The 23,763-nt window shown below is 64.7% G+C and carries 24 protein-coding genes; 13 read left to right on the top strand and 11 right to left on the bottom strand.

Annotated features, from left to right (window positions below):
• Window positions 1-67: 67 nt before the first annotated feature.
• The 3 genes from IVB40_RS16490 to IVB40_RS16500 are packed head-to-tail and all read left to right on the top strand — an operon-like array spanning window position 68 to window position 2,850.
• Window positions 68-817: a YdcF family protein gene (locus IVB40_RS16490; RefSeq protein ID WP_247819328.1), complete on the top strand. Its 750-nt coding sequence runs from the start codon at window positions 68-70 to the stop codon at window positions 815-817.
• Window positions 818-874: 57 nt separating this feature from the next.
• The gene (locus IVB40_RS16495; RefSeq protein ID WP_027567242.1) at window positions 875-1,657 is read left to right on the top strand and encodes a DUF169 domain-containing protein; all 783 of its coding nucleotides are present in this window, start codon (window positions 875-877) and stop codon (window positions 1,655-1,657) included.
• Window positions 1,658-1,671: 14 nt separating this feature from the next.
• Window positions 1,672-2,850, top strand: coding sequence for a saccharopine dehydrogenase NADP-binding domain-containing protein (locus IVB40_RS16500; protein ID WP_247819329.1), 1,179 nt, complete (start codon window positions 1,672-1,674; stop codon window positions 2,848-2,850).
• A 159-nt stretch (window positions 2,851-3,009) separates the two neighbouring features.
• Here IVB40_RS16500 and IVB40_RS16505 read toward each other — a convergent pair whose 3' ends face one another.
• Window positions 3,010-4,206, bottom strand: coding sequence for an FAD-dependent monooxygenase (locus IVB40_RS16505; protein ID WP_247819330.1), 1,197 nt, complete (start codon window positions 4,204-4,206; stop codon window positions 3,010-3,012).
• A 146-nt stretch (window positions 4,207-4,352) separates the two neighbouring features.
• Here IVB40_RS16505 and IVB40_RS16510 point away from each other — a divergent pair, with 146 nt between their 5' ends.
• Window positions 4,353-4,829 (top strand): MarR family transcriptional regulator, encoded by a 477-nt coding sequence (locus IVB40_RS16510; RefSeq protein ID WP_051462695.1) that lies wholly within the window; start codon window positions 4,353-4,355, stop codon window positions 4,827-4,829.
• Here IVB40_RS16510 and IVB40_RS16515 read toward each other — a convergent pair.
• From IVB40_RS16515 to IVB40_RS16525, 3 genes are all read right to left on the bottom strand, one after another.
• Complete coding sequence (locus IVB40_RS16515; RefSeq protein ID WP_247819331.1) at window positions 4,798-6,054, bottom strand: O-antigen ligase family protein; 1,257 nt, start codon at window positions 6,052-6,054, stop codon at window positions 4,798-4,800. The genes IVB40_RS16510 and IVB40_RS16515 overlap by 32 nt on opposite strands.
• 85 nt (window positions 6,055-6,139) lie before the next feature.
• Window positions 6,140-7,690 carry an undecaprenyl-phosphate glucose phosphotransferase gene (locus tag IVB40_RS16520; RefSeq protein WP_247819332.1) on the bottom strand — a complete coding sequence of 517 codons (1,551 nt, stop codon included), beginning with the start codon at window positions 7,688-7,690 and terminating at the stop codon, window positions 6,140-6,142.
• A gap of 120 nt (window positions 7,691-7,810) precedes the next feature.
• Window positions 7,811-8,944 (bottom strand): glycosyltransferase family 4 protein, encoded by a 1,134-nt coding sequence (locus IVB40_RS16525; RefSeq protein WP_247819333.1) that lies wholly within the window; start codon window positions 8,942-8,944, stop codon window positions 7,811-7,813.
• 203 nt (window positions 8,945-9,147) lie between these two features.
• Between IVB40_RS16525 and IVB40_RS16530 the strand changes: the two genes are divergently transcribed.
• The gene (locus IVB40_RS16530; protein WP_247819334.1) at window positions 9,148-11,412 is read left to right on the top strand and encodes an exopolysaccharide transport family protein; all 2,265 of its coding nucleotides are present in this window, start codon (window positions 9,148-9,150) and stop codon (window positions 11,410-11,412) included.
• A gap of 182 nt (window positions 11,413-11,594) precedes the next feature.
• Here the strand turns inward: IVB40_RS16530 and IVB40_RS16535 are convergent, their stop codons facing one another.
• Entirely contained in the window at window positions 11,595-12,776 is a 1,182-nt protein-coding gene (locus IVB40_RS16535) for a GNAT family N-acetyltransferase (protein WP_247462488.1), read from the bottom strand.
• 127 nt (window positions 12,777-12,903) lie between these two features.
• On the opposite strand from IVB40_RS16535, the gene IVB40_RS16540 reads away from it, so the two are divergent.
• Window positions 12,904-13,947 carry a polysaccharide deacetylase family protein gene (locus tag IVB40_RS16540; protein ID WP_247462486.1) on the top strand — a complete coding sequence of 348 codons (1,044 nt, stop codon included), beginning with the start codon at window positions 12,904-12,906 and terminating at the stop codon, window positions 13,945-13,947.
• Between the two features lie 5 nt (window positions 13,948-13,952).
• Here the strand turns inward: IVB40_RS16540 and IVB40_RS16545 are convergent, their stop codons facing one another.
• Entirely contained in the window at window positions 13,953-14,174 is a 222-nt protein-coding gene (locus tag IVB40_RS16545) for a DUF2842 domain-containing protein (RefSeq protein WP_247462484.1), read from the bottom strand.
• Window positions 14,175-14,267: 93 nt separating this feature from the next.
• On the opposite strand from IVB40_RS16545, the gene IVB40_RS16550 reads away from it, so the two are divergent.
• Window positions 14,268-15,350 (top strand): COX15/CtaA family protein, encoded by a 1,083-nt coding sequence (locus IVB40_RS16550; protein WP_247819335.1) that lies wholly within the window; start codon window positions 14,268-14,270, stop codon window positions 15,348-15,350.
• 13 nt (window positions 15,351-15,363) lie between these two features.
• On the opposite strand, the gene IVB40_RS16555 is transcribed toward IVB40_RS16550, so the two are convergent.
• The 4 genes from IVB40_RS16555 to IVB40_RS16570 form a co-directional block, all read right to left on the bottom strand.
• The gene (locus tag IVB40_RS16555) at window positions 15,364-15,708 is read right to left on the bottom strand and encodes a hypothetical protein (protein ID WP_247289433.1); all 345 of its coding nucleotides are present in this window, start codon (window positions 15,706-15,708) and stop codon (window positions 15,364-15,366) included.
• Window positions 15,709-15,827: 119 nt separating this feature from the next.
• On the bottom strand, window positions 15,828-17,108 hold the full coding sequence (locus tag IVB40_RS16560; RefSeq protein ID WP_027567230.1) for an O-acetylhomoserine aminocarboxypropyltransferase: 1,281 nt from the start codon (window positions 17,106-17,108) through the stop codon (window positions 15,828-15,830).
• Between the two features lie 138 nt (window positions 17,109-17,246).
• Window positions 17,247-17,831 carry a CoA-binding protein gene (locus IVB40_RS16565; protein WP_247819336.1) on the bottom strand — a complete coding sequence of 195 codons (585 nt, stop codon included), beginning with the start codon at window positions 17,829-17,831 and terminating at the stop codon, window positions 17,247-17,249.
• 119 nt (window positions 17,832-17,950) lie between these two features.
• On the bottom strand, window positions 17,951-18,775 hold the full coding sequence (locus IVB40_RS16570) for an enoyl-CoA hydratase (RefSeq protein WP_247819337.1): 825 nt from the start codon (window positions 18,773-18,775) through the stop codon (window positions 17,951-17,953).
• Between the two features lie 86 nt (window positions 18,776-18,861).
• Between IVB40_RS16570 and IVB40_RS16575 the strand changes: the two genes are divergently transcribed.
• The 6 genes from IVB40_RS16575 (at window position 18,862) to IVB40_RS16600 (ending at window position 22,549) form a co-directional block, all read left to right on the top strand.
• On the top strand, window positions 18,862-19,290 hold the full coding sequence (locus tag IVB40_RS16575; RefSeq protein WP_007603483.1) for a PaaI family thioesterase: 429 nt from the start codon (window positions 18,862-18,864) through the stop codon (window positions 19,288-19,290).
• Window positions 19,291-19,448: 158 nt separating this feature from the next.
• Complete coding sequence (gene rplM, locus IVB40_RS16580) at window positions 19,449-19,913, top strand: 50S ribosomal protein L13 (RefSeq protein WP_007603484.1); 465 nt, start codon at window positions 19,449-19,451, stop codon at window positions 19,911-19,913.
• A 1-nt stretch (window position 19,914) separates the two neighbouring features.
• Window positions 19,915-20,394 carry a 30S ribosomal protein S9 gene (gene rpsI, locus IVB40_RS16585; RefSeq protein ID WP_007603485.1) on the top strand — a complete coding sequence of 160 codons (480 nt, stop codon included), beginning with the start codon at window positions 19,915-19,917 and terminating at the stop codon, window positions 20,392-20,394.
• A 229-nt stretch (window positions 20,395-20,623) separates the two neighbouring features.
• Window positions 20,624-21,856 carry a GGDEF domain-containing protein gene (locus tag IVB40_RS16590; protein WP_247819338.1) on the top strand — a complete coding sequence of 411 codons (1,233 nt, stop codon included), beginning with the start codon at window positions 20,624-20,626 and terminating at the stop codon, window positions 21,854-21,856.
• A 57-nt stretch (window positions 21,857-21,913) separates the two neighbouring features.
• On the top strand, window positions 21,914-22,150 hold the full coding sequence (locus IVB40_RS16595; protein WP_247435244.1) for a hypothetical protein: 237 nt from the start codon (window positions 21,914-21,916) through the stop codon (window positions 22,148-22,150).
• Window positions 22,151-22,252: 102 nt separating this feature from the next.
• Complete coding sequence (locus tag IVB40_RS16600; protein ID WP_027518288.1) at window positions 22,253-22,549, top strand: antibiotic biosynthesis monooxygenase family protein; 297 nt, start codon at window positions 22,253-22,255, stop codon at window positions 22,547-22,549.
• 6 nt (window positions 22,550-22,555) lie between these two features.
• On the opposite strand, the gene IVB40_RS16605 is transcribed toward IVB40_RS16600, so the two are convergent.
• Entirely contained in the window at window positions 22,556-23,692 is a 1,137-nt protein-coding gene (locus IVB40_RS16605) for an AI-2E family transporter (RefSeq protein ID WP_247289986.1), read from the bottom strand.
• Window positions 23,693-23,763: the final 71 nt, after the last annotated feature.

Genomic DNA, 23,763 nt, shown 5'->3' on the forward strand with positions numbered 1-23,763 from the left:
AGCGAGGCTCCCCCTGCTTTTTGTCCTGTCCAAGACCCTCGGCGCCGCGGTGCTGCCGATCAACTTCATGATCGAGCTTGGGATCGTCTCGGTCGTGCTGATGGCGACGCGCTTTGCCGCATTCGGCCGCAAGCTCGCCGCGGCCACGCTGATCCTGCTGGCGCTCGCCGCGTTTTCGCCGCTCGGCAACCTTTTGCTCTATCCGCTGGAGTCGCGTTTCCCGCCGTGGGATCCGTCGCGCGGCGCGCCCGACGGCATCATCGTGCTTGGCGGCTCGGTCGACACCGATCTTTCGGCGGCGCACCGCACGCCGGTCGTCGCGCACGCGGCCGATCGCCTGTTTGCGCCGGCCGAGCTCGCGCGCCGCTATCCGAACACGCGCGTTATTTTCACCGGGGGCACCGCGAACCTGGTTTCGACGGACGCCCGGGAGGCCGACTACTCCGCGCCGATCCTGGAGAATTTGGGCATCGCGAAGCAGCGCCTGATCCTCGAGCGGGACTCTCGCAACACCTACGAGAATGCCATCTTCACCAAACAATTGGTGGCGCCCAAGCCGGGCGAGCGCTGGCTCCTGGTCACGTCGGCCTTTCACATGCCGCGTTCGATGGGGATCTTTCGCAAGGCGGGATTTCACGTCGAAGCCTATCCCGTGGACTGGCGAATGGGCGGGCGTGACGATCTCTTCTCTTTCACCAATGTCGGCACGGACGGGCTCGGCCGAACCGAGGTCGCCGTGCGCGAATGGATCGGGCTCGTCGCCTACCGCCTGATGGGCCGGACTGGCGAGTTGCTCCCGGGACCGGCGAAGGACTAGAACCGTTCAAGAAGCAATAACAGCGCCGGTGTGCGAACGCCCGGCCGGGAGGACGCCATGCAACAGCAGAGTGCAGACAGCATCGATCTTGCCGGCCTCGTCGCCGATCTCAACAGCCTGCTGCGGCTGAAGACCACGGTGATCGGCATGAAGCTGTTCGCGCGCACCGCGGACATGGAGGCAATCCCGAAAATCCGGCGGCCGAACGCGGTCCACACCACCGACCAGATCGTCAGCATGGCGGCGCGTCTGGGCTGGACCGTCGGCATCACCGCCGACGATCTCGTCGGCGCACAGTGCCGCGCGGTGATCGGCCTTGCACCGCAGGACGAGAAATGGCTCGCCGGCGAAAACTATGTCGGGGTCTGGCACGGCACGGCCGAGGACGCACGCAAGCGCCAGGAAGCGCTGGATGTGGTTCCGTTCGGGCAATATCAGGCGCTCGCAGTCAGCCCGCTGTCGAGCGGCCGGCTCGATCCGCCGGACATCTGTCTCGTCTATGCGACGCCGGGGCAGATGATCATCCTGATCAACGGGCTGCAATATACCGGCTACAAGAAGTTCGAATGGGGCGTGGTCGGCGAGACCGCTTGCGCCGATTCCTGGGGCAGGGCGCTCAAGAGCGGTGAGCCCAGCCTGTCCTTGCCATGCTATGCCGAACGGCGCTATGGCGGCGTACCGGACGAGGAGATGCTGATGGCCCTGAAGCCGGAACATCTCGCCAAGGCGGTTGTGGGCATGAAGGCGCTGGCGAAGAACGGCCTGCGTTATCCGATCCCGCCCTATGGTATTCAAAGCGATGTCCGTGCCGGCATGGGCGTGAGCTACGCGAAGAAGTAAAGTAAAGGCCGACCATGAGCTCTGCGAAATTCGACATCGTCGTCTATGGCGCGACCGGTTTTACCGGCCAGCTCGTCGCCGAATACCTGACCCAGCGTTACAAGAGCGACCATTCGCTCAAATGGGCGATGGCAGGCCGCAGCCTCGGCAAGCTGAAATCGGTGCGCGATGCGATCGGCGCGCCCGGGAATACGGAGCTTATTGTCGCAGATGCGTCGGACCCGGCCTCGCTGAAGGCGATGGCGGAACGGACGATGTCGGTGATCACCACCGTCGGCCCGTATCAGCTCTATGGTGAGGAACTGCTCGCCGCCTGCGTCGCCACGGGCACGGATTATTTCGATCTCTGCGGCGAGCCGATCTGGATGCGCCAGATGATCGACAAGTACGAGGCGGCTGCGAAAGAGAGCGGCGCGCGGATCGTATTTTCGTGCGGCTACGATTCCGTGCCGTTCGAGCTCGGTACGTTCTTCGTCCAGGAAGAGGCCAAACGTGTCTTCGGCGCGCCGGCCCCGCGGGTGAAAGGGCGTGTGCGCGACATGCGGGGCACGCTCTCGGGCGGCACCGCCGCGAGCGCGAAGGCGACCTTCGATGCGGTGGCCAAGGATCTCAGCCTTGTCGCCATTCTCAACGATCATTTTGCGCTGACGCCCGGCTTCACCGGCCCGAAGCAGCCGAAAGGCAACAGGGCCGCCTTCGAGGAGGACCTGCAATCCTGGGGGGCGCCGTTCATGATGGCGCTGATCAACACGCGCAACGTTCACCGCTCCAATATGCTGATGGGATTCCCCTACGGCCAGGACTTCGTCTATGACGAGATGGTCCTGACCGGTCCCGGCGAAAAGGGCGAGGCCAACGCCAAGCTCGTGATGGCTGCCAATGCGGGCAAGACCGGCCCCGACGCACCGAAGCCGGGCGAGGGGCCGTCGAAGGAAGAGCGCGAAAACGGTCTGTTCGATCTGCTCTATATCGCGATCGCACCCGATGGCCGCATGGTCCGCGCCGGTGTCACCGGCGACCGCGATCCCGGCTACGGCTCGACCTCGAAGATGATCTCCGAATGCGCGATCTGCATGCTGCGCGACACGACCGACGTCGCAGCCGGCTTCTGGACCCCGGGCGCGGCGATGCAGCACAAGCTGACCAAGCGGCTGGTCGAGAACGCGGGGCTGACGTTCGAGGTGGAGAAGTAGAAGCGGTCACTTGCTACAATCACGGTGTCATCGTCCTGCTTGACCGGACGATCCAGTATTCCAGAGACGGCACTGATTGACTCGAGAGGCCGCGGCGTACTGAATGCCCGCCCCAGTGCGCAACTGCGCACAAGGCGGGGCATGACAGCCTTCGTGCCGTTACACCGCCCGCGCATCATAAGCGTACATGAAATCGATGCCCTTCGCGCCCAGTGGCAGCAGCCATTTCATCATCTGATTGCGGATCCACGCGCCGGTGGCGCTGAACTCGCGCTTGCTGTTGCCGTTGCGGCGGGCCATGGCGACAATTTTTTCCGTGCGCGGGCGCCGTTCGGCCTCGAAGGCCTGGAAGGTGGCGCCGAGCTCCTGGCCTTGCTGCATCAACCGGGCGAGGCGCATCGCATCCTCCAGCGCAAGCGAGGCGCCCTGGCCGGCATGGGGGCTGGTCGCATGGGCGGCATCGCCGATCAGCAGCGAGCGCTTGCGCGACCAGGTCGGCAGGGTGGCGACGTCGAGCGTGTCGGTGACCACGATGTTCTCGGCTGCCTCGATGATGCCAGGAATCGGATCGTGCCAGCCGCGGTGGAAGCCGCGCAGGTGCTGCTTCAGCGTTGCACGGTCGAGCGCGCGAAACATCGCCGCGTCCATGCCGTGCGCCGGCTGCGTGCTCCACCACATCACGCCGTCGTTCGGGTCGGGACTGCAATAGCCGTAGCCGAAGAAGCCGCTTTGCCCGAACGTGGTCTCGACGTGCCGGCCGATCGGCCGGCCGTCGAGGACGGCGTGCGGCACGAAGCCGCCGAAGCCGATCAGTCCGGTGTCGAACGGTTGCGGCCCGTCCGGCACCACCTGGCGCCGCGTCACCGAGTGCACGCCGTCGGCGCCAATCAGGAAATCGCCTTCGGCCGTGGTGCCGTCGGCGAAGTAGGCGATGATCGGCTGGTCGCCGCGATCCTCGATCTTGATCAGGCGCTTCTCGAAAAAGAGTGAAACGCACGCGCACCAGGCCTTGTCGATCAGCATTTCATTCAGCGTGGCGCGGCAGACATTGACCGCGGGCTGGCCGAAACGCCGCGCCATGTCGCGATTAATCGAGCCGAGCCTCTTCCCGCCTTGCGAATAGAAGTCGAACGATTCCGCGACCGAGCCGCGGCTGATCAGCTCGTTCGAAAGGCCGATCTCGTCCATGACCTGCATGCCGTTCGGTGCGATCTGAAGGCCGCCGCCGATGCCTTTCGAATAGGGCCAGGCCTCGTAGATCGCGGACTCGATGCCGGCGCGGCGCAGCAGGATCGCCGTCACGGGGCCGGCGATGCCGGCGCCGATGATGAGGGCCTTTCGGGGACGATAGGACATGGCTTGCTCCCGACGTTTCGGTGGTGCTATGAGAATTACGGTTGCTAAATCTCTTAGTTACTAAGATATCTACCCACTAAGATACGAGGTCTGCCTTGTCAAGGACGAAGGCGCGCGCCGCGCTGCTGCAGGAGCTCGAGGAGGCGATGCGCAGGTCGTCCGCGCAGGGCGTGCTTTATGGCCAGACCGTTGCGAACGTTGCCGGAATTGCCAATTCCGACCTCGAATGCATGGACATCCTGTATCTCGAAGGCCGTGTCACCGCCGGCCGGCTCGCCGAAGTCACGGGGCTCACGACCGGCGCCATCACGGGCGTGGTCGACCGGCTCGAAAAGGCGGGCCTGGTGCGTCGTGAGCGCGACGATGCCGATCGTCGCAAGGTCTTCATTGCCGTCGTGCCGGAGGCGATAGAACGGCTAGGCCAGTTCTACGTGCCGATGCAGCAGGCGATGGAGAAGGTTTTTGGCGGCTATTCCGACCAGGAATTGCGCCTGCTGCTGCGCTTCGCCAATGAGGGCTACAAGGGCGTGCTCGCGGCGACCGCGGCGCTGAAGGGCCTGCTCGACACGCCGCCGGAGAAACGCCCCGATCTCAAGCTGAAGAAGCTTCGTCGCCAGCCCTAGCCTTGTAGATCTGCGCAGCCGCGATCATGCCCCACATCGCGCCCAGCATCATCCAGAAGTGGCGCCAGTGGTCGGTGTCGATTACGAAGCTTTCGCCGACGGTGCCGACAAAGGCGGAGAACACCGCCAGATAAGCGCGCTGCCAGGGCACCGGCACGAAGATGTACCTGACACCCATGATGACGGTCGTGAAGACCAGCGCGGGATAGCAGATGCCTGACAGCCAGCCGCCGGACATGAAGGCGTTGAGATAGGAGTTGTGGGTGTCCTCGGGGAAGAAGCGGTGGAATTGCAGAGGGCCGATGCCGAACGGCCGGTCGAGCGCCATCTCCGCTCCCAGAATGTGCCGGCCGAACCGGCCGAACCTGCCTTCGTCATAGCTCTGGTCGAAGCTCGCGCGCTGCTTGAACATCTCGGCGGTGGAATCGAACGACATCAACACCGCGATCAGCGCAAGGCCCAGCACTGCGGCCAGGATCGCCATGACGATGATACGCGAGCGTTGCGCGTTGGTGCGGCTGGTCAGCACCATCAGCGCCAGCATGAAGGCGGATGTCAGCACCAGCCCACCCCAGGCGGCGCGGGAGAACGCGAGCAGGATCGCCAGCGACATGATGCCGAAGGCGATGACGTTGCGAAACGCCTTGCCGAACTTGTCGGAGACGACGCTCTGCAGGGAGAACAGTGCCGGCAGGATCAGGAAGGCGCCGAGCACGTTCGGGTCCTTGAAGGTGCCGCGCGCGCGTCCGTACAGCGTGAGGAGGTCGTCGCCGCCGGGAACCAGGTGGAAGTAGCCGGCGACCGCCAGCAGCGAGGCGACCATCGCGCCGATCACGAGCCCGCGGCGGAGCATGTCGAGCCGGGCCGCGGTGTCCTCCGACGTGACCATGGCGAAGAACACGACTGTCACCGCCATGTACCAGGAGGTCGCAATCCAGCTGACCACCTCGGACTGCTCGAACAGCGGGATCGCGCTGATCGTGTAGCCGATATTGAGCAGGACGAGCATCAGCACCAGCGGCATCAAAGCGAGCCGCAGACGCAGGCCGGTAGCGAAGAAGGTGACGGTGGCCAGCAGCGTCACGATCTCGTAGGGGCTAGGCTCGATGAAGACGATCGCGCCGGAGGCGCCGACCAGCCATATCAGCGCGCGCTGAAGAGCCAGCACGCCGGGCGCAGCGCGAACCGCTGCATTCATCTCCCCGGCTGTTGCCGCATACGCCATCACACGCTCATACGTTTACGCAACTCATACGCCGACAAACACCGCTAGGTGCCCGCCTTCGCGGGGCATGACGGAAGACCACAACTCAATACGCATTCTCGTTCTTGGTCAGCAGCGAGATCGGCGTCTTCAGCAGAATCACGAGATCGAACAGCACCGACCAGTTCTCAATGTAATAGAGGTCGAACTCGACGCGTTTCTGAATCTTCTCTTCGTTGTCGATCTCGCCGCGCCAGCCGTTGATCTGGGCCCAGCCGGTGATGCCGGGCTTGACCCGGTGGCGGGCGAAATAGCCGTCGACGGCTTCGTCGAACAGGCGGCTCTGCAGCTTGCCCTGCACCGCATGCGGACGCGGGCCGACCAAAGAGAGATCGCCGGAGAAGACCACGTTGAAGAGCTGCGGCAGCTCGTCGAGGCTGGTCTTGCGGATGAAGCGGCCGACCCGGGTGACGCGCGAGTCGTTCTTGGTCACGACCTTCGAGGCCGTCGGATCCGCCTGATGATGGTACATCGAGCGGAACTTGTAGACGTCGATGCGCTCGTTGTTGAAGCCGAAGCGCTTTTGGCGGAATAGCACGGGGCCGGGGCTGTCGAGCTTCACTGCCAGCGCCACCAATCCCATCACCGGCAAGGCCACGAGCAGCGCGAGGGTGCCGACGACGCGGTCGAACAGCCATTTCATCACCAGGTCCCAGTCGGTGATCGGCGCCTCGAACACGTCCAGCGTGGGCACCTCGCCGATATAGGAATAGGAGCGGGGGCGGAAGCGCAGCTTGTTGGTGTGCGCGGAGAGGCGGATGTCCACCGGCAGCACCCAAAGCTTCTTCAGCATCTCCAGGATGCGCGTCTCGGCGGAGATCGGCAGAGCAAACAGCACGAGATCGACGCGGGTGCGGCGGGCGAACTCGACGATGTCGTCGACCTTGCCGAGCTTGCGCGCGCCGGCACAGGTGTCGAGCGCGCGGCTGTCGTTGCGGTCGTCGAACACGCCGAGCACGTGGATGTCGGAATCCTCCTGCGCTTTCAGCGTCTCGACCAATTGTTCGCCGTTGCGGTCGGAGCCGACGATGATGGTGCGGCGGTCGAGCCGGCCCTCGCGCCCCCAGGCGCGCACCAGCGAGCGCAGCACCAGACGCTCGCAGAGGAGCGCGGCGAGCCCGAGGACGTAAAAGGCGGCAAGCCACAACCGCGATATTTCGCTGCCGAACTTGGCGAAGAAGGAGATGCCGATGAACAGCAGGAAGACGAACGACCAGGACGAGATCATCCGCGTCATCTGCCGGAGCTGACCGCGGAACAGCTGCACCTGATAGATGTCGGCGGCCTGGAAGCAGACCACGGCGGAAACCGCGACGGCGATGACCTGCGCGGGATAGATCCAGCTGAAGGAGCCGGCGTGCGGCATGACATAGCCGAGATAGAGGACGATGCCGACGAGGCTCAGCAGCGCGAAATCGGCGAGGCGTACGAAGCCGGTGATCACGATCGGTGAATAGGCGCGGGCGACTTTCTGGTTAACGACGTCGAGCGCGGCGGGCGAGAGCCGTTGACGCCGCTCCACAAAGGGCCGGTCAGCCGGCTTCGCCGCGGCGCTGGTCGCGGCATCGAGCATCGAGCGTGCGTTGAGCGGTTCCACGGGCGTCCACGTCCATTCCAAAAACCCGCGGGGCCGCGTCCTTGCGCCCCGGGCGAGCATCCCCTGGCGCTTGGATTATCGGACAAATCGGAAGATTCTCTAAAGCGGTCTTAAGGATGGTTAATGATTGGCAAATGCGTTGCGATAGCCCGCGAGCACGCCGTCGACCATCGCCTGCTGGGAGAAATGCGCGGAGATGCGCTCGCGAAGAGACGAGGCGCGCTGCGCTGTTCCCTGCGGATTGTCGAGCGCGGCCGCAATCGCTTCCGCCATGGCCTCCGCGTTGCTCGGCGCAAACAGCGCCGGGTTCTCCGCGCCGAAAATCTCGGGGATGCCGCCGATCTTGGACGCGATCATCGGAATGCCGGCGGCGCCGGCCTCGATCACGACATAGGGCATGGAATCGCCACGCGACGGGACGACCAGCAGCCGCCCCTTGGAGAAGCCGTAGCGTGCCTTGACGTGACCGATGAAGCGGATGGCACCGGAGAGGCCAAGCCTCTCGACTTGCGCTTTCAGCGCCGCGGTCTCCTCGCCGTCGCCGCCGAGCGTCAGTGTGACCTTCTTGCCGCCCTCGTGCAGGCGCGCCACCGCGTCGACCAGCAGATCGGCGCCCTTGATGTGCCTGAACTCACCGACATAAGCGAGGTCGGTGGCGTCGTCGGCCGTGACGACAGGTTCGAATTCCTCCGGCGTCACGCCGTTGAAGACGCAATGCACCACGCCCTTCGGCTTGCCGACGATGCGCTGATAGGTGTCGCGGGCAAACGCGCTTTCGAACAGGAACAGGTCGGTCGCGTCCATCAGCGCACGCTCGAGCCGCGCGTAAAATTCGCCCTTGAGGGTGTTGAGGGGATAATGCAACGAGCCGCCATGCGGGGTGTAGATGCGGATGGTGTCGTCGGATCGCCGCCGCATGCGGATGAAAGCGCCGGCCTTGGCGCCGTGGCCGTGCATCACGTCGGGCTTGAGCGTGGCGATCAGGCGCCGCAAGCGGAACCAGACCAGGACATCGTCGGGCGAGGGTTCGCGGCGGATCGCCATCCGGTGCACGCCAAGCTTCAGCCGCGGTGCTAGCTCGGCAAGGGCCTTGTCGGCGCGCTCACCGCCGGTGAGGCTGTCGGCGAGGATGCCGACATGATGGCCACGATCGACCTGGCCGTTGGCGACGTCGAGGATGTGGCGGAAGATGCCGCCGACCGGAGCGCGCACGGCGTGCAGGATGCGAAGCGGCTGGTCGGGAGAGGGGGGCATGATCAAAACCAGCGCTCGACGGCGAATGCTCGAACAATCTCACGAAATATCGAGACGGATTAAGAGCCCTCGTGGTTAACAAACGGTGACGGACGTGCACGCGCGAGCTGCCGCACGCCACGATTAACCCAGCGGCAACCTTAATGGAGTGTAATCGCCTCGGTTGAGGTAGGTTCGTGGCGTTGCGCCTGCGGGAGTGTTCGATGCGTTTAGCGTTCTGGCGTGCCGGCAAGGACAAGGCGGTGGTCGAGCGGGCTGTCTCGAAAGTCGCAGCCAAGCGGGCCGAACTCGAGCCCAGCATTGAAGCGAAGCCTGCGTTCGTTGCTCCGCGGCCGGCGCCAGTCGAATCCGGCGACATCGACCTGCACGCGCTCGGTGCGGCATTGGCGCGCAAGCGCGGCTGGATCATCGTGCCGACGGTGCTGGCGCTGGTCGCATCAGTCGCGATCGTCAATCTCATCACGCCGCGCTACAAGTCCGAATCCCGCATCCTGATCGACGGCCGCGAGAACGTGTTTCTGCGCCCCAACAGTGATCGCGCCGAGGAACGGCAGGCGCTCGACGCCGAGGCCGTCACCAGCCAGGTGCAGCTCGTGCTGTCGCGCGATCTCGCGCGCGAGATCATCAAGAAGAACAAGCTTGCGGAACGGCCCGAGTTCGATCCGGTGCTGCAAGGCATTTCACCGCTGAAGTCGCTTGCGGCGCTGATCGGCATCGGCCGCGATCCGTTCTCGATGACGCCGGAAGAACGCGTGCTGGACGCTTATTACGAGCGCCTCCAGGCCTACGCCGTTGATAAGTCACGCGTGATCGTGATCGAATTCCAGTCTGCCGATCCCGATCTCGCCGTGCGCGTCGCCAATTCGATCGCCGACGGCTATCTCGTGCTCCAGCAGGATGCGCGCCAGGATCAGGCCCGAAACGCCAGCCAGTGGTATGCCGGCAGGATCGACGAGCTGCGACGGAATGTTTCCGAGGCCGAAGCGAAGGCCGAGGACTTCCGCTCCAAGTCGAGCCTGTTCGTCGGCACCAACAACACGACGCTGTCGAACCAGCAGATGGGCGAGGTCAACACCCAGCTCAACAATGCGCGCGCACTCAAGGCCGACGCCGAGTCCAAGGCGCGCCTGATCCGCGAGATGATCCAGAGCGGCAAGCCGATCGAATCGTCCGAAGTGCTGAACTCGGAATCGATGCGTACGCCTTCGCAGCAGCGCGTGGCGTTGCGGGCGCAGCTGGCCGAGCAATCGTCGACCTTGCTTGGCAACCATCCGCGCATCAAGGAATTGAAGGCGCAGCTCGCCGACCTCGACACCCAGATCCGCGACGAGGCCGCCAAGCTCGCCCGCACGCTCGAAAACGATGCGCGCGCCGCCAGCGGCCGCGTTCAGGAATTGTCCGCAAGCCTCGAGCAGCTCAAGAAGCAGGCGACGGCCACCAACGGCCAGGACGTGCAGCTCCGCGCCCTCGAGCGTGAGGCCAAGGCCCAGCGCGACCTGCTCGAAACCTATCTCGCGAAGTACCGTGAAGCCAACACCCGCGAGACCATCGACACCGCGCCGACGGATGGCCGCATCATCTCGCGCGCCGTCGTCTCGAACACGCCGGCCTATCCGAAGAAGCTGCCGATCGTGCTGATCGCAACGATCGCGACACTGCTGCTCTCGTCCGGCGTCGTCGTCACCGGAGAATTGTTGCGCCAGACCGCGCCCCGGGCGGTAGCGGTGTTCGCGCCAGCGCTCACGCGGGCGTCGGCTCGCCAGGAACAGATCGTCCAACCGGTGGTGGTCGAGCCCTTCGTCGATCCAGTCATGGCAGAACCCGCGCCGCTTCAGCCGGAGATGACGGCTGACGCCGATGTCACCGAATTCGCGGAGATCGAACAGCTGGCCGACAGCCTGCGCGCCGCCGGGACCATGGCGAAGAAAGTCACGGTGCTCGGCACGGCGAGCGGCGAAGCCATCACGCTGTCGGCGCTGACGTTGGCCCGGCACCTGGCGCGCGACGCGCGGGTCGTCGTAGTCGATCTCGCCGCGTCCTCGCCGACCATGGCCGCCGTGTCCGTCGATGCCTCGGCACCCGGCCTTGCCGAGCTGATGCAGGGCGAGGCATCGTTCGCGCAGATCATCACCCGCGACAAGCTCTCGCGGCTGCATCTGGTCATGGCCGGCCGCTCCGGCTTCGATCGCAGCCTGTTGCAGTCGCCGCGCGTGACGCTCGCGATCGACGCGCTGCTGCGCGCCTACGACCACGTGCTGCTCGATGCCGGCAGTGCCTCCGACCTTCCGGCCGAGCTCCTTACGGCGAATGCCCGCGCCGTCGTGGTGCCCGAGGCGTCGATGACGCCGGATGCGCGCGCGCTGATGTGCGAGCAGCTCAGCGCCGTCGGCTTCAGCGAAGTGACGATGCTGAGCAGGTCCGTGCAGCCGTCGGATGCGAGGGACGCGCCACGCGTCGTGGCGGCGTAGGCGTTTCTTACCCTCTCCCCCTGTGGGAGAGGGTGGCTCGCCGCGATAGCGGCGAGACGGGTGAGGGGTCGCTCTCCGGGCATGCCTCTCGCATTTTGATTTGCTGATACAGCCCCTCATCCGGCGCTTCGCGCCACCTTCTCCCACAAGGGGAGAAGGAGGGCAGTCGTGCAATGCGAGAGCTACCCGAACGCTCGCCGTAGCCGCTGCGCCAGGTCGAACAACATCTGGTTCTGCTTCACCAGCCGCTTGCCGTGGCTCAGCGAGGACATCGCCATGGCCGCGAGCTTTCCGCGTGACGTCAGCGGAACAAAACTGTCGAAGATGTCCTGGTCGTCCTTGCAGAACATCCGCTTGTACTCGTCCGAGCCGATGCCGAGGTCGAGCGAGCGGTAGCCGCGCTCGGCGCAGCGGTCGATGATGTAACGCATCAGGATCAGCCCGGGGCTGTAGCGGGCGTGCTCGGACATCGTGTAGGTGTTGAACATCATCGAGAAGCGCTGGCCGTCGGCGACGCCGGCGAAGATCGCGATCACCTCGTCGTCGCATTCGAGCGCATGGATGTCGATGGCGCGGCCGTCACCGCGTGGCGCAAGGCAGGCGCTGCGGACGAATGGCTCGACGCCGGGCTCGGCGAAGACGTTGGGAAGCTTCTGTTCGGCCATCCGCGCCGGCTTGACGCGGAAGAACCAGTCGAGCAGGCGGGTGATGTCCGCATCGGTGGTCGCCAAATGATAGCGATAGCCGGCGAGCGCCTGGAGCTTCTTCTCCTTGCTCTTGAGGCGGCGGCGGAAGGAGTTGCTGATCCGCGATGCCGGCGGACCGCCCGGTTCCATCGTGAGCAGCGGGCAGCCGTTGATCGCGCTCTGGCGCGGCAAATGCGCGAACGGGTTCTGCTGGTCGTTCCAGTGCAGCGGCTGCTGCGTCAGTGCGAGAACGTCGGCATGCTCGCCGAGCGGCGTAAGCAGCGCGTCGAGATCGCCGATGGTGACCTGCGCTGCAAATTCGGCGTTCCACAGGCCCATGTTGAAGGTCGTATGCTTGCCGCCCATGAAGCAGGCCGTGCGGACGCCGTGGTTTTGGCGCAGCGAGAGCGGCAGCAGCAGCAGTGGCTGATGCTCGGCGTCGCGGGCCACGACGATGAAAGGGCGGGCGCGTTCGTGCTCGCCGACCAGACGCTGCCAGGGACTGAGCAGATCAAATCGCTGATAGGGCGTGAAGAGCTGGCCGGGCTGCTCGAAGGCGCGCCAGGCGGCCTCGGCCGCGCCGAGATCGGTCACGATATCGACATGCACGATGCGGTCCGCTTTCGACCGCGCTGGCAATTCTGCCGTCCGGCTTTGCATCGCCGCAGCCATGGTCATTCGCGAACCTGTCGAGAAATCAAAAATATGCGTAATTCGGCCTGTGGCCGACCTTTGCAAAGAAATGTCAACAAAGAGTAATGACTATAAGAGGGGGAACGGCCGCCGACGGGCGCGAGGTGGGACATTGGCATCCGACGACAGATGGCTGGAACGGCTGCGCCTTGAGCTGACTTGGTTCACAGGCCAGGCTGCGCTGCGCAGTCGTGGTGCCGGCGCCATCCTGCGTTTTGCGCATGTGCGGCCGAGGCGGCGCGGCGGGTTTCAGCCGCTGCGCGAAAACGAGATCACGCCGCATTTCCTCGATCGCGCCATTCGCGCGCTGAAGCGGTGGAAGTATGATTTTCTCGGCATGGACGAGGTCTGCCGGCGCGCGGTGACGCTGTCGGAACAGCGGCGCTTCGTGGCACTCACCTTCGACGGCGCCGGCAAGGACCTGATCGACTTTGCCTATCCGGTGCTGGCGCGCCATGCCGTGCCCTTCACGATCTATGTGCCCACGGCGTTTCCCGACGGCGTCGGTGAGGCCTGGTGGCTCGGACTCGAACAGGTGATCGCGCGCGAGAGCCGTGTCAGCCTGATGATGGGCGAGAAGGAGCAGCGCTTTACTGTGACTGGCAACGCCGAGAAGCAGGCGCTGTTTTCGTTCGTCGAGGCCTGGCTGCGCTCGCTGCCGCCGGCGGATGTGTCGGCCGCGATCGCAGACCTCTGCGCGCGCTACCGGGTCGACCTTGCCGCGCTCTCACGCGAGGCATCGATGAATTGGGAGGATCTGGCAAGGATTGCGGCCGACCCGCTGGTGACGATCGGCAGTGCGACCGTGAACTATCCCGTTCTCGCCAACATGAAGGATGCGGCCGCGCTGCGCGAGATGACGATGGGCAAGGCAGTCGCGGAAGCGGCCTTCGATCGCGACATCCGGCATCTCGCCTTTCCGTTCGGCGATCGCGCCTCGTTCCGGCGCAGCCATGTCATCATGGCGGAGGAGGCCGGCTTTGCCAGCGCGGTGACGACGATCCCGGGTGTCGTGGACGCGGAGGGACGCACCAATCTGCGCGCGCTGCCGCGCATTTCCTGGGATGGCCGGGTGCGCTCGCTGCGCATCATGCGGGGGCTGGTGTCGGGGGTTGCTTTTGCGCCGGTGAAGCCGACCAGCACAGCCGCGATCTAGAAGCGCTACGAACTCGACTTGACCCGGTCGCGCCGCTGCATCCAGCTCACGATCGGCATCGCCGGCAGCACCCAGCCCATGCCGACCACCACGTAATAGATTGCCTGCCGCCAGCCGGACTCGGCGATCCAGGGCATCTGCGCCAGCGCCATGCCGAGCAGGGCCCAGACGGTGGCGAGCACCAGGAGCAGGATGGTGCCGAGGAACTTGCGGGTGCGGATCGTCATGATGGAATGTCGCGGCTTTCACGTAACTTGCGCTGCGGAAGCGGGGGACTATAAGGGGCACGCAGTCCGGTTCAAGCTCTGGTTTTGCCTCGAATGACGACGATTTCCGCCCCATCCGAGCCGCATCGCGCCGTGCGCTGGTGGCTGATCTCAGTGGCTGCGCTGATCGCGCTGATGGTGCTGGTCGGCGGCGCGACGCGGCTAACGGAATCCGGACTCTCGATCGTCGAATGGAAGCCGGTCACGGGCAGCGTGCCGCCACTCTCGGAAGCGCAGTGGACGGCGGCTTTCGAGGCCTACAAGACGATCCCGCAATATCGCGAGCTCAACGCCGGCATGAGCCTGTCCGAGTTCAGGGAGATCTTCTGGTGGGAATGGAGCCACCGGCTGCTCGGCCGTTTCATCGGCGTCGCCTATCTGTTGCCGTTCCTGTTTTTCCTCTGGCGCGGCGGCCTGTCCGGCGAGTTGAAGCGGCGGTTGTGGCTGTTGTTCGGGCTCGGCGGGCTCCAGGGCGCGGTGGGGTGGTGGATGGTGGCCTCGGGGCTGTCTGAGCGCGTCGAGGTGTCGCAATATCGGCTGGCGACACACCTTGTGCTCGCGCTCGTGATCTTCGCCGGCATCGTCTGGACGGTGCGGCGGCTCGCCGAGCGTCCGCCGATCGCAGCACCCTCGCGGCTGCGCTTCACGAGCGCCTTGCTCCTGGTCGTGATCTTCATCCAGATCTATTTCGGTGCGCTGGTTGCGGGCTTGCGCGCCGGCCGCGCCTACAACACCTGGCCGCAGATCGACGGCGCGTTCATTCCCTCAGGGGAGCGGCTGTGGTTCGAGACGCCGTGGTGGCGCAACATGTTCGACAATGTGCTGACGGTGCAGTTCGAGCACCGCATGACGGCCTATGCGCTGTTCGCGCTGGCGGCGTTGCACGCGTTCGATGCGGTGCGTTCACGCGCGGGGTCTGCGGCGAGCGGCGCGCTTTTGCTGCTGGGCGCGGTCAGCCTGCAAGGCGTGCTCGGCATCCTCACGCTGCTCAACCAGGTGCCGATTGATCTCGCGCTCGCGCATCAGGCGGTCGCGATCGTGGTGCTGACGCTTGCGGTGACGCAGATGGAGCGGCTTGCGACGCGTGGCGCAACCGACGCGCAGCCGCGCGCCGTTCCCGTCGGTCAGGCCAGCTGATCGGATCTGCTCTTCAGCAATAGCCGTAGATGCCGCACGAATAGGGCAGGCGCCAGAAATAATCGACCTGCTTCCCGCCGTAATACGCGCCCTGGTAATCGTAGTCCCAGGGGCGGCCGTAATAGCCCGGCAGCGTATGCGAGCCCGGCAGTAGTGGCGTACCTGGCAAATTGCGGATGTAGCTGCCGATGCCGTAGGCCGGCGAGATTAGCGCATCCGGATCGGTCTCGACATAAACCTGCGGCGGCTCCTGTGGCGGAGCGGCCGCCCGCCGCCTCGGCGTGGCCGGCAAATCGGCGGCAATCGCAGCTGAGACCGTTAGCATCGCCGCAAGGGCAGGCACCATCCAGCGCAGCATCGTCGGCTCCGAATCAAAAGGGCGATCCAGTGACGATGTATGCGGCAGATATGGTTAATGACTGTTAACTGGAGCCATATTCCGGGGCGCACTCAGGCGCCCCGGAATGACCAGGACAGCTACGCGCCCAGCGCCTGTTCCAGATCGGCGATCAAATCTTCCTTGTCCTCGATGCCGATCGAGAGCCGCACCACGTCGGGGCCGGCGCCGGACTTGACCTTGGCGGCGTCGTCGAGCTGGCTGTGCGTGGTCGAGGCCGGATGGATGACCAGCGAGCGGGTGTCGCCGACATTGGCCAGATGCGAGAACAGCTGCAACTTCGACACCAGGCTGACGCCGGCATCGTAGCCGCCCTTCAGGCTGAAGGTGAACACGGCGCCGGCACCCTTCGGCGCGTATTTGCGCGCGAGCTGGTTGTACTTGTCGCTTGCAAGGCCCGCATAGTTCACCGCGGCCACCGCCGGATGGCCGGCGAGGAATTCGGCGACCGCTTTCGCATTGTCGCAGTGCTTCTGCATGCGCAGCGGCAATGTCTCGATGCCGGTGAGGATCATGAAGGCGTTGAACGGCGACAGCGCGGGTCCGAGGTCGCGCAGGCCGAGCACGCGGCAGGCGATCGCGAAGGCGAAATTGCCGAACGTCTCCTGCAGCCGGATGCCGTGATATTCGGGCCGTGGCTCGGAGAGCATCGGATATTTGCCGCCGGTCGACCAGTCGAAGGTGCCGGCATCGACGATGATGCCGCCGATCGAGTTGCCGTGGCCGCCGAGAAACTTCGTCAGCGAGTGCACGACGATGTCGGCACCGTGGTCGATAGGACGGATCAGATAGGGCGAGGCCAGCGTGTTGTCGACGATCAGCGGGACGCCCGCCTTGCGCGCCACCGTCGAGATCGCCTCGATGTCGGTGATGCTGCCGGCGGGATTGGCGATGGACTCGATGAAGATCGCTTTCGTGCGCGGCGTGACCGCGCGTTCGAAGCTCGCGATGTCGTCGGGATCGGCCCACACCACGTTCCAGCCGAAGCTCTTGAACGCGTGCGTGAACTGGTTGATCGAGCCGCCATAGAGCTTTCGCGCGGCGATGAACTCGTCGCCGGGCTGGAGCAATTGCTGCAGCACCACGACCTGCGCGGCATGGCCCGAGGCCACCGCAAGCGCGGCCGTGCCGCCTTCGAGCGCCGCGACGCGCTCTTCCAGCACCGCATTGGTGGGATTGCCGATGCGGGTATAGATGTTGCCGAACGCCTGCAGGCCGAACAGCGAGGCGGCGTGGTCGGCGTCGTTGAAGACGAACGATGTCGTTTGATAGATCGGAGTCGCGCGCGCACCGGTGGTGGGATCGGGCTGTGCACCGGCATGCACGGCGAGGGTCGAAAATCCCGGAAGGCGATCGCTCATTGAGGGCGTCCTGTTCTCGTGGTCTGAAATCGCGCGGCATGCTGATTGGCGCCGCGGCTGCCGTCAAGGCGCGGCTTCACATCGGAACGATCGTGCTACGCATTGTCGCGTTCGCGAAATGAAACCTTCGCAATTGCGTCAGCTTTGCTCGCTCTTGTTCTTGGCGGCGCGGTCCGATGCCGCGGTGTCGCCGCCGCCGACACTCATCCGATTGAGGGATAAGCGCATGCCCTGCGTCGGCACCGGGGCGCGTTTGGAGCTCAGCGTGCGTGAATTGACGCCCATCCAGGAGATCTCCGACGACAGGCGGCCATATTCGATCTTGGGACAGCGGTTCATCACCACCTTGATACCGACCGATTCCGCCTTCAGCGCCGCCGCATCGTCCCGCGCCCCCAGCTGCATCCAGATCACCATCGGCAGCGGATCGAGGGTGAGGGCTTCCTCGACCACCGGCATGATGTGGCTGGAGTTGCGGAAAATGTCGATCATGTCGACGGGACGGCCGATGTCGGACAGCGAGGCGACGAAGGGTTTTCCGAGCAGCTCCTTGCCGACATGGCCGGGGTTGACCGGAATCACGTCGTAGCCGCGCTGGGCCAGATATTTGAACGCGAAATAGCTTGGCCGCACGTTGGCAGGCGAAGCGCCGACCATCGCGATCGACTTCACGTTGTTGAGGATGCCCCGGATGTAATTGTCGGGATAGGCGTCGTGGTTCATTGGCTTATCTTTTCGGGCTCATCTTTTCGCTGTCATTGCGAGGAGCGAAGCGACGAAGCAATCCAGTCTGCCTCCGAGGAGGGATTTCTGGATTGCTTCGCTTCGCTCGCAATGACGAATTACTCGTCCCGCCATATCGGTGTGCGCTTCTCGATGAAGGCGCCGATGCCTTCCTCGGCGTCTCGCGCCATCATGTTGTCGGTCATCACCTCTGCCGCATAGCGATAGGCGTCTGCAAGGCTCATCTCGGCCTGGCGATAGAACGCCTCCTTGCCGAGCTTGACGGTATAGGCGGATTTCAGCGCGACCTGTTCGGCGAGCGCAATGGCGGCAGCGCGCTCAGTGCCGGCGGCGACGACACGATTGACGAGTCCGATCTCGCGGGCGCGCGCGGCCGGGATCGGCTCGCCCGTCAGCAGCATCTCCATCGCCTGCTTGCGCGGCACGTTGCGCGACAGCGCCACCATCGGCGTCGAGCAGAACAGGCCGATGTCGACGCCAGGCGTGGCGAAGTGTGCTGCTTCCGAGGCGATGGCGAGGTCGCAGCTTGCCACGAGCTGGCAGCCCGCGGCGGTGGCAATGCCCTGGACCGATGCGACCACAGGCTTGGGCAGGTGCACGATCGCCTGCATCATCGCGCTGCAGGCGGTCATCATCTCGGCAAAGAAGGCGCGGCCACGGTCCGGGTCGGTGCGGCGCGCGGTCAGCTCCTTCATGTCGTGGCCGGCGGAGAAGGCGGGGCCGTTGGCCGCGATCACGACCCCGCGGACGGACTTGTCGTCCCGGATCTCGTTGAGCTCGGCATGCAGGCTTGCGATCATCGTCGCCGACAGGCTGTTGCGGGCGGCCGGGCGGTTGAGGGTCAGGACCGCGATGGGGCCCACGGTCTCGCGCAGCAGGATCGCTGGTTGCGGGGAGGGGACGCGGGCGGCCTGGACGGACATCAAAGCGTTTCCGGTTGGATTATTGCGATTGGATGACGCAGATAACTTAATGTAACAGGGGACGTGAAGCGAGGGTGAGGGGTAGCATGGCGTTAGCGAAAATGAGCGTGGCGGAGCTCGAGCAGTTCCTCCGCAACGAGTTTCCCCAGGCCTTCAGCGGCGACGACATCACGATCGAGAGCGCGGACGGTCAGGCCTGCCTTTTGCGTCAGCGCTATAGCGAAAAGATGCTGCGGCCGGGCGGAACCGTGTCCGGCCCGACCCTGATGGCACTCGCCGATTTCGCGATGTACGTGGTGCTGTTGTCCGCAATCGGGCCGATCGGGCTCGCCGTCACCACCAATCTCAACATCAACTTCCTGCGCAAGGGGCAACCCGGGCAGGACGTGCTGGCGGAGGCGCGGCTGCTCAAGCTCGGCAAGCGCCTCGCGGTCGGTGAGGTGAAGCTATTGTCCGGTACCTCGCCCGATCCGATTGCCCATGTCACCTCGACCTATTCCATTCCAAACGTTTGAGCTTTTTGCGGGTATATTAATACCATATTTCTAAGCGATTGATATCGCACATGTAAATTACGCCTTTGGGCATTGACCGCGGCGCCCCCGTTCTCTAGAAAACCGCCCAGTCCGGTGCGGTGTTCGCGCCGATGCTCCCCGTCCACGGAAACTCTGACATGAAAACCTTTTCGGCAAAGCCGGCTGAGGTGACGAAGAAGTGGGTATTGATCGACGCCAAGGGTCTGGTCGTCGGCCGTCTCGCCACCATCGTCGCCATGCGCCTGCGCGGCAAGCACCTCCCGACCTACACCCCGCACGTTGATTGCGGCGACAACATCATCATCATCAACGCGCAGTATGCGGTTCTCACCGGCCGCAAGCGCGAGCAGAAGACCTATTACAAGCACACCGGTTACGTCGGCCACATCAAGGAGCGCACCGCGCGCCAGATCCTCGAGGGCAAGCATCCCGAGCGCGTGCTCGAGAAGGCCGTCGAGCGCATGATCCCGCGTGGTCCGCTCGGTCGCGTCCAGATGGGCAACCTCCGCGTCTATGGCGGCGCCGATCATCCGCACGAGGCCCAGACGCCCGAGAAGATCGACATCGCCAAGTTGAACCGCAAGAACACGAGGGCCGCATAACATGGCCGAATCCATCCAGTCGCTCGACCAGCTCTCGCAGCTCAAGACGGCGGCCGCGCCCGACGCGCCCAAGCACGAGAAGAAGGTCGACAAGTTCAACCGCGCCTATGCCACCGGCAAGCGAAAGGATGCGGTCGCCCGCGTCTGGATCAAGCCGGGCGCCGGCAAGGTCACGGTCAACGCGCGCGAGGTCGAGGTCTATTTCGCCCGTCCGGTGCTGCGTATGATGATCGAGCAGCCGTTCTCCGTGGCCGCGCGCTCGGGCCAGTATGACGTGATCTGCACCGTCGCCGGCGGCGGTCTGTCCGGCCAGGCCGGTGCCGTCCGTCACGGCATCTCGAAGGCGCTGACCTATTTCGAGCCGGAGCTGCGCACCGTGCTCAAGAAGGGCGGCTTCCTCACCCGCGACTCCCGCGTGGTCGAGCGCAAGAAGTACGGCAAGGCCAAGGCCCGCCGGTCCTTCCAGTTCTCGAAGCGTTAATCGCTTCGGTCGCATTCGCCGCGAAAGCGGCTTCAATGAGATGCAAAAGGGCGCTGATTTCAGCGCCCTTTTTGCTGTTCGTTTGTATGCAAATTGATGGCGTGTTTCCTGAAAACTTGGGCTCGCATGAAAACCTGAATGGAACCCGCGAGACATAGCGTCGCATTTGGAAGGGCGCGCAAATCGGTGGAGCCGATCGCGTAACTGCTATGTCTAGAAGGGGGCCGACATGATGTCGCTCGATAGCATCACGCTCTATTTGGTCGCCACCATGGTCGCCGCACTGCTCGGCGCCATGATGGTATTTTTCGGAAGGCAGGAGAACAGCCCTGCGCTGAAATGGTGGGGCACCGCCTATCTCCTTGGCGCCGCATCGGTCGCGCTCTGGACGGCGGCCGGCGACAGGCTGGGCCCGCATCTTTACCTTGCGCTGAACGCAGTTGGCTTCGTCGCCTGCGGCATGGTGTGGAATGCGGCGCGCGTCTTTCATGGCCGCAAGCCGAACTGGCCGGGTCTCCTGGTCGGCGCGCTCGCCTGGACCGCTGCCGCCACGCTGCTCGATCCCGCGGTGTCCATGCTGCGCATGATCGTCGGCGCCGGCATCGTCTCGGTCTATGCGGCGCTGACGGCGAGCGAGCTCTGGGTCGAGCGGCGCAAGAGCCTGCAACGGCGCTGGCCGGCCTTCGTGGTCCCGGTGATGCACGGCTGCGTCTTGATGCTGCCGATTCTGCTCGGCAGTTTCCTGCGCCCGAACGATGCCGGCTTCTCCAACAGCATCTGGGTCACCGTGTTCGCGGTCGAGCTCGTGCTCTATGCCGTCGGCACCGTGTTCGTGATCTTCATGCTGGTGTCCGAGCGCACGGTCACTGCGCACCGGACCGCCGCGTCCACCGATCCGCTGACCGGCATGCTCAACCGCCGCGGCTTCTCGGAAGCCTGCGGACGCGTGATCGAGCGCGAGGCCAAGGCCGGCCGTCCCGTGACCGTGATGATCTTCGATATCGATCATTTCAAGTCGATCAACGACCGCTTCGGCCATCCCGCCGGCGACGAGATGCTGAAACTGTTCTCGACCGTCGTCGTCAGCAACCTGCGCATCAGCGACATGTCGGGTCGCATCGGCGGCGAGGAGTTCGCCGCCCTCCTGCCGTGTTCGCTGGAGGAGGGCGTGCTGGTGGCCGAGCGCGTGCGCGAAGCCTTCGAGACCTCCGGGGTCGTCGTCGATGAGGGCCCGGTCGACACCACCGTCAGCATCGGCGTCGCGGGCGGTCCGGCCGGCACCGAACTCGAAGTGCTGCTGGCCTCGGCTGACACCGCGCTTTACCAGGCCAAGCGCGGCGGCCGTAACCGCGTCGAGGCGGCGGAGGAGCTGCCATTGTCGCTGGAGAACTGGCGCCGCCAGAGCGCCGCACGGATAGGCGTCTCCAACACGCAGTCCAAGGCGCAGACGGCGACAGCTTAGGCAACGGAGGCCTTGCGGTAATCCCCTGTTTACCATTCGATCCCTACCATTGCGGTCATGGAATCGATCCGTCGACAGAGCCCGCAGACCGCCCTGATGTCGCTCGAAGCCGCGGCGACTTCGGCACGCGGCGGCTTCGCCTGCCTGTTCTCGACCGCGGACGAATATGAGAGCGCGCTGATCACCGAGCGCCGCGCCCAGGGGCATTACACGCAAGGCCGCAATTACTGGCCGCTTGCGCTGTTCGCCGGTTGTGCGCTGATCGTGGCGGGCACCGCTCTGCTGCTCGCCTGAGTGATCTGCATTCTCGGACCGGGCAGGGCGCCATTTCGGCGCCTTTTTCTTTGTCGCGGGCTGCGGTAGACACTCCCATCGAACAAAAATGGGTGGAAACAGATGATCACCGAGATCGCGCAAATCGACGTCAAGCCGGGCAGCGAGAAGGACTTTGAGGCCGCCGTCGCCAAGGCCAAGGCCGCTTTCGGCCGCTCCAAGGGTTTCCATGGTTTCGAGCTGCACAAGTCGATCGAGAAGCCGCAGCGCTATCGTCTGATGGTGAAGTGGGAAACGCTCGAGAACCATACCGTCGATTTCCGCGGCTCCGAGAATTTCACCGAATGGCGCGGCCTCGTCGGCCAGTATTTTGCGGCACCCCCTGAGGTCGAGCACACCGAAACCGTGCTCACCACCTGAGGCGGCTCAGGCCGCCTCCGCCAGAGGCGGCGCTTCGTACGTCTTGAAGTGGTCGATCACGACTTTGGCGATGGCGACCAGTGGCAGCGCCAGCGCCAGACCCCAGATCCCGAAGACGACGCCGAGCAGGATCTGGAACGCGAACAGCGTAGCCGGCGGGATGTCCAGTGCCTGCCGCTGCAGCAGGGGCGTCAGCACGTAGCTCTCCATGGCGTGGACGCCCATGAAAAGGAGAAAGGCCGACAGCGCCGGAATCCATCCTGAGGCGAGGCTCGCCAGCACGACCACAACGCCGGCAATGATGGCGCCGACGGTCGGAATGAAGCCGAGCAGTCCCGCCTGAATCCCGAGGATGAAGGAGCCCGGGATGCCGATGATGAGAAGCCCGATCCAGGTTACCGCCCCGACCGCGAGCATGACGATCATCTGTGCGATCAGCCATCGTTCAAGTGTCTCGCTGACGCGGTCGATGATGACGGCCGCGCGCGCGCGATGTTTTGCAGGCGCGATGAACAGCAATCCCTCGCGATAGACGCTGGGTTGGGCGGCGAAGGCGACTCCCAGAAACAGCACGATGAAGATGTTTCCCACGCCGTGGATGGTGCCAAGCAGCAGCTTGAACGTCTGGCTCACGATCGCCCCGCCGCTGGAGGCAAGGGCGCCTGCGCCGGGTATTGCCCCGCGCGACGTCGTGCCGGCCGACGGCGTCGGCTCCGGTTGCGCGTCGGGAGACGAATCGGGTCCGGAGCTCCCGAAATCGAAGAAGCTGGTGTCGATGCCGTGATTGTCCAGGAATGATTTGACGTTGCCGATCTGGGATTTGATGGTTTTGCTGAGTCCCGCCGCCTGATCGGCGATGGTGGCGCCGCCGAGATATGCGATGCCCGCGAGCATGAGCGCGAGGGCCAAGCAGACGATTGCGAGCCGCAGCGCATGCGGCAGACGCGCATGCCGGCCAAGCGCGTTGGTCAGCGCGTTGAGCCCAAGGCCCAGCAGCACCCCGGCGAAGATCAGGAGCAGGGTGGTCGCGAAGTACCAGGAGAACGCGAGCAGCACGGCGAACAGCACCACGCCGATGCCGCCGACCGAAATGCCCCAAGCCAGATCAAAACGGGTCGGGGGTCGTTCATCCGGGAATGTGATCACGCAATGTCCTTTAGGTGGACCGGGGGGAAGTCTTTCGGCAAACACGCTTTTGATCAAGACCGCGTCAA

Origin of the sequence: Bradyrhizobium sp. 40, from assembly GCF_023100925.1 — a bacterium.
Taxonomy (GTDB): domain Bacteria; phylum Pseudomonadota; class Alphaproteobacteria; order Rhizobiales; family Xanthobacteraceae; genus Bradyrhizobium.